Raw genomic sequence first — 286 nt, forward strand, 5'->3', positions numbered from 1 at the left:
TTTAGTGAGGGGTGGGATTGGAAACAAGAAGCTGGAAGATGTTGGTGTAAGAGTGATCATGACGAGGCTGGGTAAGATGATAAGGGTAAAAGGTGAAGAAATGGTGGTGGAGGGTGGGAGGAAAGTGGTGAGGAATAGAATCGACTGTGTCGCTGTTGTAGGTGAAGTCAGGAGCAAGCCCGATTGATATGAGGTTATGGGGGGAATAAGGAAAAGAAGGATAAGGAAGGTATATTTAGAAATGGGAGAGGAAAAATGTGTGTAGGAAGTGAGGGCACTTTGGACA

1 protein-coding gene is annotated in these 286 nt (G+C 45.5%); it reads left to right on the top strand.

Going from position 1 to position 286, the window contains the following annotated elements; genetic code table 11:
- Nucleotides 1-187: hypothetical protein (locus tag FS736_RS24620; RefSeq protein WP_395883935.1), on the top strand; the 187-nt coding region annotated here is incomplete at its 5' end.
- Nucleotides 188-286 lie beyond the last annotated feature (99 nt).

The organism is Cytobacillus oceanisediminis 2691 (assembly GCF_007678455.1).
Taxonomy (GTDB): Bacteria; Bacillota; Bacilli; order Bacillales; family Cytobacillaceae; genus Mesobacillus; species Mesobacillus oceanisediminis_A.